At 58.6% G+C, this 12,631-nt stretch carries 11 protein-coding genes; 8 read left to right on the top strand and 3 right to left on the bottom strand.

Annotated elements, in window-relative coordinates:
* Positions 1-5 precede the first annotated feature (5 nt).
* Positions 6-926: a LysR family transcriptional regulator gene (locus ACIPZE_RS12115; protein WP_400773024.1), complete on the bottom strand. Its 921-nt coding sequence runs from the start codon at positions 924-926 to the stop codon at positions 6-8.
* A 181-nt stretch (positions 927-1,107) separates the two neighbouring features.
* Here ACIPZE_RS12115 and ACIPZE_RS12110 point away from each other — a divergent pair, with 181 nt between their 5' ends.
* Positions 1,108-2,028 carry a TauD/TfdA family dioxygenase gene (locus tag ACIPZE_RS12110; protein WP_283438095.1) on the top strand — a complete coding sequence of 307 codons (921 nt, stop codon included), beginning with the start codon at positions 1,108-1,110 and terminating at the stop codon, positions 2,026-2,028.
* Between the two features lie 105 nt (positions 2,029-2,133).
* Here ACIPZE_RS12110 and ACIPZE_RS12105 read toward each other — a convergent pair whose 3' ends face one another.
* Both ACIPZE_RS12105 and ACIPZE_RS12100 read right to left on the bottom strand, forming a co-directional pair.
* Positions 2,134-3,750, bottom strand: coding sequence for an alkaline phosphatase family protein (locus ACIPZE_RS12105; protein WP_283438094.1), 1,617 nt, complete (start codon positions 3,748-3,750; stop codon positions 2,134-2,136).
* 190 nt (positions 3,751-3,940) lie between these two features.
* Positions 3,941-4,885 (bottom strand): LysR family transcriptional regulator, encoded by a 945-nt coding sequence (locus ACIPZE_RS12100; protein ID WP_283438093.1) that lies wholly within the window; start codon positions 4,883-4,885, stop codon positions 3,941-3,943.
* A gap of 165 nt (positions 4,886-5,050) precedes the next feature.
* On the opposite strand from ACIPZE_RS12100, the gene ACIPZE_RS12095 reads away from it, so the two are divergent.
* The 7 genes from ACIPZE_RS12095 to ACIPZE_RS12065 all read left to right on the top strand — a co-directional run bounded on the left by ACIPZE_RS12095 (position 5,051) and on the right by ACIPZE_RS12065 (position 12,594).
* Positions 5,051-7,411, top strand: coding sequence for a TonB-dependent receptor (locus tag ACIPZE_RS12095; RefSeq protein ID WP_400773022.1), 2,361 nt, complete (start codon positions 5,051-5,053; stop codon positions 7,409-7,411).
* A gap of 23 nt (positions 7,412-7,434) precedes the next feature.
* The gene (locus ACIPZE_RS12090) at positions 7,435-8,778 is read left to right on the top strand and encodes an aryl-sulfate sulfotransferase (RefSeq protein WP_400773020.1); all 1,344 of its coding nucleotides are present in this window, start codon (positions 7,435-7,437) and stop codon (positions 8,776-8,778) included.
* Between the two features lie 189 nt (positions 8,779-8,967).
* Positions 8,968-9,294, top strand: a complete 327-nt coding sequence (locus ACIPZE_RS12085; RefSeq protein ID WP_129387488.1) for a hypothetical protein — start codon at positions 8,968-8,970, stop codon at positions 9,292-9,294.
* A 369-nt stretch (positions 9,295-9,663) separates the two neighbouring features.
* On the top strand, positions 9,664-10,473 hold the full coding sequence (locus ACIPZE_RS12080; RefSeq protein ID WP_400773018.1) for an energy transducer TonB: 810 nt from the start codon (positions 9,664-9,666) through the stop codon (positions 10,471-10,473).
* A gap of 44 nt (positions 10,474-10,517) precedes the next feature.
* Entirely contained in the window at positions 10,518-11,243 is a 726-nt protein-coding gene (locus ACIPZE_RS12075) for a MotA/TolQ/ExbB proton channel family protein (protein ID WP_400773016.1), read from the top strand.
* 1 nt (position 11,244) lies between these two features.
* Positions 11,245-11,646 (top strand): biopolymer transporter ExbD, encoded by a 402-nt coding sequence (locus tag ACIPZE_RS12070; RefSeq protein WP_003220570.1) that lies wholly within the window; start codon positions 11,245-11,247, stop codon positions 11,644-11,646.
* 366 nt (positions 11,647-12,012) lie between these two features.
* Positions 12,013-12,594, top strand: coding sequence for an alpha/beta hydrolase (locus ACIPZE_RS12065; protein WP_400773015.1), 582 nt, complete (start codon positions 12,013-12,015; stop codon positions 12,592-12,594).
* Positions 12,595-12,631 lie beyond the last annotated feature (37 nt).

Here is a 12,631-nt window from a genome sequence, read left to right as displayed (position 1 = left end):
CCTCTTCAAACGGCGACGCTGACTTCCTGCCGATCCACCGCCACCAGCGTCTCAATCATCGCCCGCGCCGCCGGCGACAGTCGAAACCCGGTACGGCTGACAATCCCGCAACGCGCATTCATGCTCTCCAGGTTCTGCGGCAAATTGCGCCAGTGCAGCAGCACCAGCGAACCCTTGGCAATGTCCTCGACAAACGCCTCTTCCGTACCGACGCCAATCGCATTCGATTGCAGCACCACTTTCACCAGCGCCGGAAAATGCTCGGTCTCGATGGTCGGGGAAAAATCGATGCGTCCACTGAGGTTCGCCAGCAATTTACGAATGCCCGGCGGGATCCGCGTGGTCGCCAGCGGGTAGTCGAACATGTCGTTGGTCGACAGGCTTTCCTTGGCCAACAACGGATGCCCCGGACGGCAAAAAAACACTCCGCGTTTCGGTGTCAGGGCTTGAGTCTGAAAGTTCGGATCCGCCTCGAAATGGCGGATGTCGGCGATGAAGAATTCGATCTCTTCACGGCTCAGCGCGCGGCTGAGTTTTTCCCAGTTATCCACTTGAAAACAGGTGCGCACTTTCGGGTGCGCATTGATGAATTGCGCCACCGCATCCGGCACCAGTTTCACTGCTGGCGCCGGGCCGCAACCGAAGTGCACCTCGCCGGCATCGAGTTTGGTCATCTGCGTCACTTCCGCGCTGAGCATCGCCGCGCCTTGTACCAGGCTCAGGGCGTGTTGCAGCACCACTTGGCCTTCGGGGGTGGGGCGCAGATCCTTGTTGCCGCGATCCACCAGCACGCAGCCGAATTCTTGCTCCAGCCCTTGAATACTGCGGCTGAACGCCGGTTGAGTGATGCCCATCGCGTCCGCCGCACGGACAAAACTGCGGTGTTCGTTGAGGGCGATGAAGTAACGCAACTGGCGAAGATCCATATGCTTTTCCGGCATCCTAAAAATAGCTCGAAGGCATTTGCGACGAGGGTTGCTAGAGGTTTTAAATGCAAGCTCTTATTCCGTCAACGAAGCATGTGAATATCTATTAGATGTAAATGGAATATAGATAGAGCGTTGTTTCGCTGCCGTCCAACCGTAAGCAGTCGATGAGGGTCTACCCATGAGCAATGCCGCACTCGCTGTAAAACCCGCTGTCCACGCGCTGGAAATTCACCCGGTGGCCGGTCGTATCGGCGCCGAGATTCGTGGCGTGCACTTGTCCGGTGAGCTGGACGCCGCCACCGTCGAAGCCATCCAGCAGGCTCTGATTCAATACAAGGTGGTGTTCTTCCGCGAACAGACCCAGCTCGACGATCAGCGTCAGGAAGCCTTCGCCCATCTGCTCGGCGAACCTGTGGCGCACCCGACCGTGCCGTCGCGTGAAGGCACGCGCTATCTGCTCGAACTGGACGGCGCTGAAGGTCAGCGCGCCAACTCTTGGCACACTGACGTGACCTTCGTCGATGCCTACCCGAAAGCCTCGATCCTGCGTTCGGTGGTGGCCCCGGCATTCGGTGGCGACACCCTGTGGGCCAACACCGCGACGGCGTACAACGGCCTGCCGAGCGAGCTGCGTGAACTGGCCGATAAACTGATCGCCGTGCACAGCAACGAATACGACTACGCCAGCGCCAAGCCTGACGTCTCGGCGGAGAAGCTTGAGCTCTATCGCAAGGTCTTCACCTCGACCGTCTACGAGACCGAGCACCCGGTGGTGCGTGTGCACCCGATCAGTGGCGAGAAGAGCTTGTTGCTCGGGCATTTCGTCAAACGCATCAAGGGTTATTCGCAGGCAGATTCGGCGCACCTGTTCGGCTTGCTGCAGAGCCATGTGATTCGCCAGGAAAACACCGTGCGCTGGCGCTGGCAGGCGGGTGATGTGGCGATCTGGGATAACCGCTCGACGCAGCATTACGCGATTGATGATTACGGCACTCAGGATCGGGTGGTGCGTCGAGTGACACTCAAAGGTGAAGTGCCGGTGGGTGCAAACGGGCAGCGCAGTCAAACCATCAAAGGCGCAGATATCGTCGGCGTCTGACCGGACTTGGCACCTGTAGGAGCTGTCGAGTGAAACGAGGCTGCGATCTTTTGATTTCAAAGGTCAGGATCAAAAGATCGCAGCGTGCCGCAGTTCCTACTGGAATCACCAAACGCCGATCTGCACGACCTTCTCGGTTTCCGGCTCACCGTAACGAAACCGCTGCCCACGCAAATCTATCTCCTGATGACTGATCGTCGTGCGTCGTTTCAACCCCCGCACCCACTCGAACAAATACCCCGCATGCTCCTCGCGCACCGCTGCGAATTCCGGGTCATCACCCAAATCATGCAGCTCCTGCGGGTCATTGAGCAGATCAAACAACTGCGGCCGAAAGCCGTCGTACGCCAGGTATTTCCAGCGCTCGCTGCGCACCATGGTCATGCGGCAACGGTCGATCGGCTGACCCAGTCGCTCTCGCGCCGGTGCCTGAAAGGCGTAGTCGTATTCGCTGATCGCATAGCGGCGCCAGTCCGGGTTTTCGCCATGAAGAAGCGGGATCAAAGAGCGCCCTTCCAGTCGATGCGCCGCATCCGGTAATCCCAGCGCTTCAAGGAAGGTCGGCAACGCATCGATGGTTTCCGCCAGCCGATGGTCCACCGTTCCGCGCGTGAGATCCGCCGCCGCCCGAGGGTCACGCACGATCAACGGCACACCCACCGCCTGCTCCAGCAAGAACTCCTTCTCACCGAGCCAATGATCGCCGAGGAAGTCGCCGTGATCGCTGGTGAACACGATCAGTGTGTCGTCCCAACGGCCGTTGCTTTGCAAAAAGTCGAACAGACGCCCGAGCTGATCATCCACTTGCTTGATCAAGCCCATGTAGGTGGGAATTACAGTCAATCGTACTGAATCGCGGGAGAAGTTGAGGCTTTCCTCGTGCTGGCGAAAGGCAGTGTATACGGGGTGTTTGCTGGCTTCTGAGGGCGCCGCGCGGACCGCTTCGAGAATCGATTTCGTACTGTACAAGGCGTGGTATGGAGCTGGTACGATGTAAGGCCAGTGCGGTTTGATATAGGAAAGGTGTAAACACCAGGATTTCTCACCTTGCTCGGCGATGAAGTCGATGGCTCGATTTGTAGTGTAGACAGTCTCTGAGTGTTGCTCGGGAATTCGTGCTGGCAAATTCGCATGACGCATTTGCCAGCCACTGAGGATTTCACCGTTTTCGCCTTCGGCGGCATTGGCCCAGTCGTGCCAGGGGTTTTTGCCGTCGAAACCCTGCTCGCGCAGATAATGGGTGTAGGGCGCGGATTCGCGTTTGTCGGCGAACAGCGGATCGTCGGGATAGATACCGTCGTGGCGCATGTACGGTTCGAAGCCGACTTCGTTGAGGATTTCCGCTTGTTGGCTATCGGGATTGATCGCCAGCCGCTGCAAGGCATCCACGTTCGCCGTTGCGTGGGTCTTGCCGACCAATGCAGTACGGATGCCGTGCGGGCGCAGGTAATCGCCGATGGTCAATTCTTCCAGTGGCAACGGCACAGCGTTCCACGCCACCTGATGGCTGCTGACGTAGCGCCCGGTGTAGGCCGACATTCGCGACGGGCCGCAAATCGTGCCTTGGGTGTACGCGCGGCTGAAACGTACGCCGGCGGCGGCCAGGCGATCGATGTTCGGTGTGTGCAAATGCGGGTGGCCGTAGCAGGACAGGTAATCGCGGCGCAGTTGATCGCACATGATGTACAGCACATTGCGCACGGGGTTTGGCGGGGTGGGCATGGGGTTCACCGGTCAGTGGGACAGGCGAGGGTTTTCGCTTTCGGTGGGGGTGTTCGGCAAGTGCATTTGGGGAATGGGGTTTATGCAGGGAGTGCATTGGTGCCCGGGCAGCCGCTATCGCGAGCAGGCTCACTCCTACAGGGGAATGCATTTCTAATGTAGGAGTGAGCCTGCTCGCGATAGCGGTCGATCAGACAGCGAGTCCGTCCAGTGAACACACCTCCTCATCCACCGCATCAATCGCCTTGATCTGCTCAATCATCGCCTCCGCCAGCGGCGACAACCGATACCCCGCGCGGCTGACGATCCCATAGCGCGTATACAACTCCTCAAGATCATCCGCCAACCCTTCAATGCGCAAACACACCAGTTCACCCTTGGCCTGATGCAGTGCATCCGAATAGGCGCCAACAATCCCGATCGCCTCCGAACGCAGCACCACACTCAGTAGGCTGGAGCTGTTTTCACACTCCACATTCGGGGTGAAATCCGGGCGCCCGCTGAGATCGACAATCACCTTGCGCAAGTTCGGCGGGCGGATACTCACCGCCAGCGGATAGCTCATCAATTGCTCAGCAGTGATTCGATCAAAAGCCGCCAGCGGATGCCCCGCGCGGCAGCAGAAATGCCACTTGCGCGGCCGCAACCGGTGCGTCAGGTAATCCGGATCGGCTTCAAAATGCCGAGTATCAGCAACGAAGAATTCAAACTCTTCGCTCAGTAAGCGTTTGCTCAAACTCTGCCAGTCATCGACCTGGAACTGAACGCGCGCTTTTGGATAACGCCCGATGAAGCTGCCAATCGCGCGCGGGATCAAACCCGCCGCTGGTGCCGGCCCGCAACCGAAGCGCAGTTCCCCCGCCTCCAGCCCATTGAACTGACTGATCTCGTTGGCCATTTGCTGCGCGCCACTGACCAGCCGCCGCGCGTGCTCAAGCAGCACCTGGCCCTGTTTGGTCGGCGGCAATTCCTTGCGCCCGCGATCAACCAACTGACAGCCGACGCTGTGTTCCAGCGCCTGAATGCTGCGGCTGAACGCCGACTGCGACAGGTTCACCGCCTGCGCGCCGGCAACAAAGCTGCGTTGCTCAGTTAGGGCGATGAAGTGACGAAGTTGTCGCAAGTCGATATGCATTTTTCACATAAAAAATATCCGGGAAATGCATTGGATATGCATTAGGTCGACTCCTTATAAAGGCAATCTCTTATGCAGTAAATATTTGTAAATCCATAAATAAATAACTTAAAAGAATATGCAGCGCTGAAGATGTCTGTGTGTTTTTTGACCAGGAGCCGCGCCATGAGTCCGTTGAACCTCGCGTCACCCCTAACACCACGACGGCTCAAACGCCTGCCTCTGGCCCTGTTGCTGGCAGGCAGCGCCAGCTGGACGCACAGCTACGCGGCGGAAACGCAAGCGCCGACGCCGGTACCCGCAGGCAAACCGGTGGCGAACAGTTCGCAGTTGGAAACGGTCACCGTTACCACTCGCCGCCGCGAAGAAAGTTCGCAGGACGTGCCGACACCAATGAGCGTGGTCAGCGGCCAGAATCTGGAGACGCAACGGGTTTACCGGATTCAGGATTTGCAGCAACTGGTGCCCAGCGTCAACGTCGCCTACATGCACGCGCGGCAGTCCAGCGTGTCGATCCGTGGCCTGGGCAACAACCCGGCCAGCGATGGTCTGGAAGGCAGCGTCGGGTTGTACATCGACAACGTCTATCTGGGCCGCCCGGGGATGGCGGTGTTCGACTTGATGGACATCGAACAGCTCGAAGTTCTGCGCGGGCCGCAGGGCACGTTGTTCGGCAAGAACACCACCGCCGGGGTGATCAACATCAGCACCCGCGCGCCGACGTTCACGCCTGAGCGCAGCATCGAAACCTCGGTTGGCGAGGATGGTTATTTTCAAACCAAAGGCACGATTTCCGGGCCGCTCAACGATGAATTGGCCGGACGTTTTTCGGCGTATCGCACGCGCAGCGACGGCGACATCAAGAACGAATACAACGGCCATGATCTGAATGGCGGCTCGCGCGATGGCTTCCGTGCGCAGTTGCTGTTCAAGCCGAATGAAGACTTCAACCTGCGCTGGATCGGCGACTACAACGAAGAGGATTCCAGCGCCGGCACCCGCGTGTTGTACAACACCGGGCCGACCATCAATGGCGTCAATCTCTACTCGGCGCGGGCGGCTGCCGCTGGCGCAACGCTGGTCAACGGTTCGCACCGCAAGGTCAATCTGGACAGCGACCAACACGTCACCGTGCACCAGGGCGGCACCTCGGTTGAAGCCAATTGGGCACTGCCGAGCGATTTCACCCTGACCTCGATCAGCTCGTATCGCTTCTGGAATTTCACCCCGAAAAATGACGATGGTCTCAACGTCGCGTCGACTTACAACGCTGGTGTATCGGTAGAAGACAAACAGTACTCACAGGAATTTCGTCTGGCTTCGCCCAAAGGCGAGTTCTTCGATTACGTGGTTGGCGCCTACTACTTCGGCAACGATCTGGACAACAAATCCTTCGCCTATTACGGCCCGCAAGCGGATATCTGGAACGGCACGCCGGCCGGTGCGCTGGCCAACATTGGCAGCGTCGGCAACGGCCATATCAAGACCGACAGTTTTGCGCTGTTTGCCCAAGGCACCTGGCACCTCAGCGAGCGTCTGGATTTCACGGCCGGCGTGCGTGGTACTTACGAAGAGAAGAACGCCTGGGTCACTCGCGATGCGCCGGTCGGTGGCGCGGCGGTGGCGGGTGCAGCGGCGACGGCGCGACGCGGTCGTGCCGGTGCCTACGATTCCGGCGACTTGAATCAGTACAGTTCCAGCCCGTCCGGTTTGCTCAACCTCAGCTATCGCATCACTGACGATTTACTCGGTTACGCGACCGTGTCCCACGGTGAAAAATCAGGCGGCGTTAACCTCTCGGTCGGCTCTGCACCAGCCGCCGGCGCTGACTCGCTGCTGATCGGCACCGAACGCGCAAACAACGCCGAACTCGGTTTCAAAAGCACGCTGTGGGATCGACGTTTGCAGCTTAACGCCAACGTATTCTGGACCCAGGTCAACGCCTATCAGACCAACGCCTACGACGACGTCAACCGCGTGCAATACCTGACCAACGCCGGTTCGGTGCGCTCGCGCGGCATCGAGTTTGAAAGCACGGTGATCCCGTTGCGCGGCCTCACGCTGAACTTCAACGGCTCCTTCAACGACGTCAGCTACCTCTCCTACAAAGACGCGCCATGCCCGCCGGAAATCAGCCAGGCGCCGGGTGCCCCAGCCTCTTGCGACCTCAGCGGCCATCAAGTGGTCGGCGCTTCGAAATGGATCGGCAACGCCAACGGTGAATACAAATGGAATCTTGATAACGGCTTCGAACCCTACGTCACCGGCAGCTACGCCTTCCGCTCGAAAGCCGTCGGTACGGTCGAGGATTCCGACTACGGGCAGATCCCGAGTTACGCAGTGGTCAATCTCTCCACCGGCCTGCGCGGCGACTTCAACCAAGGGCAGTGGGACATCTCGCTGTGGCTGAAAAACGCCTTCGACAAAACCTACTACACGACCCTGTGGACGGGCGGCAACGGCGGCTATGAAGGCTTGCTCGGCACGCCAAGAACCCTCGGCGTCACCGGTCGCTACGACTTCTGATTCGTCACTCAAGGAGCTGCACCATGTTACGTATCAAAACGGCTTTTGCGCTGTTGTTGTCCGGCGCGGTGTTCAGCGCTGGCGCCTTCGCCGCGCCCAGCGTGTACCCGACCGGCGTCACTCGGTACGACCCGGACAAAGCGTTCAATCAGTACGTGATTTTCAGCGGCGCCGACAAGCAGACGCACTTGATCGACATGAACGGCAACGAGGTCAAAACCTGGCCGCAGGCAGGTTTCCCGTCAGCGATCATCGACCCGAGACTGGTTGGCGGTGAGCGCGGGCATGTCCTGCTGCAACTGAGTGACAAGGACCCCGGCAAGCTCGGTTCGGCTGGCAATGGCCTGGGCAATCAGAGCGTCGGCGAACTGGACTGGAATGGCAAAGTCGTCTGGCAGTGGGGCGACAAGGCGCCCGGTGGCGCAGCGCAGCAGCATCACGACCAACGCCGGTTGAGCAACGGCAACACGGTGGTGCTGGCGAACAAAGTGCACTCGATCAAAGGCTTCAAAGTCCCCGAGGTGATCGACGATGCAATCTATGAAGTCAGCCCTGACGGTGAAGTGAAATGGCAGTGGCTGGCGTCGGAGCACCTCAACGAATTCGGCTTCACGCCAGAGCAATTGAAACTGGTGCGAGGGAGCGAGGATGCCGACTACCTGCACATCAACAACCTCAGTGTGGTCGGGCCGAACAAGTGGTTCGATGCCGGCGACAAGCGTTTCAATCCGGACAACCTGTTGTTCGATTCACGCAATGCCAACTTCATCGCGATCATCGACAAGCACAGCGGCAAAGTAGTCTGGCGTCTGGGGCCGAACCTGCCATTGGCCAGCCCGAAAACCGCACGAACCTTGCCGCGTCCGGTCGATCAGTTTGTCGGTCAGCATGACGCCCATATCATTGCGGCCGGGCTACCGGGCGCGGGCAATGTGCTGGTGTTCGATAACCAGGGTTCGGCAGGTTATCCGAACGTCACCCTCGGGCTGATTTCCGGTTCACGGGTGCTGGAAATCGACCCAGTGAAAAATGAAATTGTCTGGCAGTACAGCGCCGCCAATTCGAAGCAACCGGGATGGGCGTTTTACAGCTCGTTCATCAGCAGCGCGCGGCGTTTGCCCAACGGCAATACGTTGATCGATGAAGGCATGAACGGGCGGTTCTTCCAGGTGACGGCCAGCGGTGAAAACGTCTGGGAATACGTCAGCCCGTACCTCGGCAAGGCGCCGGGCGGTGACGCCATCAGCAACTGGGTGTATCGCGCGCTGCCTGTGAGTTATGACTGGGTGCCGCAAGGTACACCGCGCTCCGAGACGGCGGTGATTGCGCCTGGCGTCGCAATACAACAGACCAACGCCAGTCGCTAGTTTAATTGGAATTAATGCTCGAATGATTGGCGATAAGTTATGAGCGAGATGAATGGTGCTTATTGCAAATTGGTTAGTTTCTCGTGTGGACAATGACTGAATGTCGAACCATTCTCTGACTCGTGAGTTTCCAGGAGGAAACTTGCTCTCATCGGAAGACACTTATCCAACAATAAAGGGAATCTCGTTATGTCGAGCATTAATGGCACTTATGTAAACGCCAACGCTGGCGCCAAGCTGGTAATCACCGATGGCAATGATTCCAACGGTACTTTCAGCGGGCAGTTCAGCCAAGGTGGCGTGAATTATGACGTCAGCTACGGGCATTACCATTTCCAAAACAGCACCGGACAACCTACCACCATTACGTTTGTCGGTCTGAATGGTAATAGCGGGTTTCAGGCGTGGTCGTTATTTTCTCCTGATCACAACTATGCCAAAGTTCGTGCAGCCGGTTCCCGAACTAACTTTGATGGCGAAGTAGTAAACCTGGCAGGGGAATTCGTGAAGCAGTAATGCCGCTGTAATAAACAGGCTGGCGTACGCAAGTGCGCTGGCCTTTTTTATTTTCTGTATTAACAAGTAATTAGGTTTTATTACTTGTTCGGCCGTGTGGATAGCTGCAAACGATGCGTTGCATGAATACTTTCAATGCCTGAAAAGCATGTATTTTTTCAACCTGCGCTGCAGCCCGCGTACGACGTGGCTTTGGCGGAATTGATCAATCTACATATTCCATAAAAGCCTATGTATAACGTTAAAGATTACTTTCGGAGATAAGCGCCAAGCCCAATGATTCACCCAGCGATCTGCCGTGGGGGCTTCAACAAACGGTCGATCGGCATCTTTTGTAGAGAACGCAAAAAGACCGCAGGGAGTGAATCAATGGGCAATGTCCAGACCGCCGCCAGCGCAGAGGAATTGCTGTGGCGTCAGACGCCGAGTGGCGAACTGGTCGATCTCGGCCGGCCGCACCGTGTGCCGTTGGGGCAGCAGAGTTTGCAGCGTGCCCCCAAAGGCATCTTGAGTCGGCGCGAGGCAATCCTGCTGGGTGTGCTGGCGTTGTTGGCGCATGGCGCGGTGATCTACTGGATCAACCAGCAGCCGACGCCGACGTTGCCAATCGTGCCGCCGGAAATTCCACCGATGACCATCGAATTTTCGCGCCCGGCACCACCAGCGCCACCGGTTGTCGAGCCGCCGCCACCAGCGCCGGTGGTGGAGCCGCCACCACCGGTAGAGGACGAACTGGCCGTCAAACCACCACCGCCGAAGCCAATTCCAAAACCAAAACCGGTGGTTAAACAGCCGCCGAAACCGGCACCAAAGGCTGTCGAGCAACCACCGGCGCCGCCACAACCGGCCGCTCCGGTCGCCGCGCCAGCGCCTCCGGCACCTCCTGCGCCAGCACCGGTAACGCCGGCCTCGGCCAACGCCGCGTACCTGAAAAACCCGGCGCCGGAATATCCGTCGCTGGCCCAGCGTCGAGGTTGGGAAGGCACGGTTTTGTTGCGGGTGCATGTGTTGGCCAGCGGCAAACCGGGCGAGATCCAGATAGCCAAAAGCAGTGGCCGGCAACAACTCGACGATGCGGCCCTAAGCGCCGTCAAACGTTGGAGTTTCGTCCCGGCCAAGCAGGGTGATGTCGCCCAGGACGGCTGGGTCAGCGTGCCCATTGATTTCAAGATTCATTAAACCGAAACCAAATTCGCGCGAAACGTTTACACGAGGGAATCATCATGACGTTACTGGCATCTCCACTGGAATCCATCGAAAGCGCGGTGATCTGGCTGCTGGTGGTTTTTTCCGTCGCCACCTGGGGCCTGGCATTGCTCAAGGCTGTGCAGTTCGGTCGTCTGAAGGCACAGGATCGCAAGTTTCATAAACGTTTCTGGGCGGCGTCGAGTCTCGATTCCGCCGCTGAATTGAGCGAAACCCAACCCGGCGCTGCGGCCCGGGTGGCACAGGCCGGTTACGCAGCGATTCAAGTAGGTGAGGTGCCACAGGCCACGGATCTGAGCCAGGCGATCAACCATCAGGATCGCCTGGAGCGTGCGTTGCGTCAGCAGATTGTCCGCGAACGCCGTTCGCTGGAAACCGGTCTGGCGGTGGTTGCGAGTATCGGCAGTACGTCGCCGTTCATTGGTTTGTTCGGCACGGTGTGGGGGATCATGGAGGCGTTGAAAGGTATCAGCGCAGCGGGTTCGGCGAGCCTGGAAACGGTCGCCGGCCCAATTGGTGCGGCACTGGTCGCCACCGGTGTGGGGATCGCTGTCGCGGTGCCGGCGGTGCTGGTTTACAACTACTTTTTGCGTCGGTTGAAACTGACGGCGGCGGATCTCGATGACTTCGCCCACGATTTCTACAGCCTGGCGCAGAAGAGTGCGTTCCGCGTGCTGATCCACCCGACCGCGCACAAGGTTGCAGCGCCGGGCAACGCGGCAAAAGTGAAGGAGGCGTCCTGATATGGCCTTCTCCACGCAAGACAGTGATGAGGTGCTCAGCGAGATCAATGTGACGCCGCTGGTGGATGTGATGCTGGTGCTGCTGGTGGTGTTTATCGTCACCGCGCCGCTGCTGACCAACGCGATACCGATCAACCTGCCGAAGACCGAAGCGGTGGCTCCGGTCGAGCAGAAGGACCCGCTGGTGGTGAGCATCGATGGCGCCGGCAAACTGTTTATCAACAAGGATGAGATTCAGCCGGACTTGCTGGAATTCAACTTGAAGTCGGCGAAAGCCAAGGACCCGGAAGTGCGCGTGCAATTGCAGGCCGATGACGGGGTGAACTACGGCGAAGTGGCGCGCGCCATGGCCTCGATCGAGCGCGCGGGGATTACCAAATTATCGGTGATCACCGCGCGGTAAAAGCTTTCATGTTTTTCCGGGGCCGTCTCCTTGGCAGGGTGCGGCCCTTTTTTTTATTTATTGCGTTGAAAAAGCCCCTCACCCTAGCCCTCTCCCAGAGGGAGAGGGGACTGATCGAGGTATTTGGTAGACGTACGCCGACGTGGGATATCGAGTCGAACTCAAGATTTGAACGGCATGAAGATCGGCTCCTTTTCCCCTCGCCCCCTTGGGGGAGAGGGCTGGGGTGAGGGGGAAAAGATTTCAACGCACGCACAAATCTCATATTCAATTCAGGTCTTAATAAATAGCTTCTTATTCCTTAACGAATATAAATCCTCTCCCTATACTCGTTCAGGAACAGACACGACGCAGGAGAGCTTCCCCATGCGCAACGAATCAATCCGCTACCTGATTGTGCCGGGCTGGCAAGGATCGCCAGATGATCATTGGCAAACCCATTGGCAGAACAGCCTGCCGAACAGTGCGCGGGTCGAGCAGGCCGATTGGCTGACGCCGCGCCGCGAAGACTGGGTGGCGGCACTGGCGGATGCGATCGCCGCCGACAGCACGCCGGTGATCCTCATCGCGCACAGTCTCGGCTGCGTCACCGTTGCTCACTGGGCCGCCACTGCGCCGTTGCAATACCTGCGTCAGGTGCGCGGTGCCTTGCTGGTCGCGCCAGCGGATGTAGAACGTCCGACCTGCGCCCCGGCATTGCGCAATTTTGCCCCGATCCCGACGGATCTGCTGCCATTCCCAAGTCAGGTCGTCAGCTCCGACAACGACGCCGCCGTCAGCGCCTCGCGAGCGCTGCAGCTGGCGCGTAACTGGGGCGCCGAGGCGGGCATTCTCGGCGGTGCCGGGCATATCAATGTGAAGTCCGGGCATCAGCGTTGGGAGCAGGGTTTTGCGTATCTCTATCGCCTGCAAAACCGTATGGAACACCACGCCCGCCGTCGCGCCTGATTTTTTCTTTCAACGCCCCCGTCTGCCGGCGGTTTTG

The sequence above is a fragment of the Pseudomonas sp. NPDC089741 genome (genome assembly GCF_044748825.1).
In the GTDB taxonomy this organism is placed as follows: domain Bacteria; phylum Pseudomonadota; class Gammaproteobacteria; order Pseudomonadales; family Pseudomonadaceae; genus Aquipseudomonas; species Aquipseudomonas helmanticensis.
Note: the sequence above shows the minus strand (reverse complement) of the source record. Positions and strands in the feature narration are given on the sequence as shown.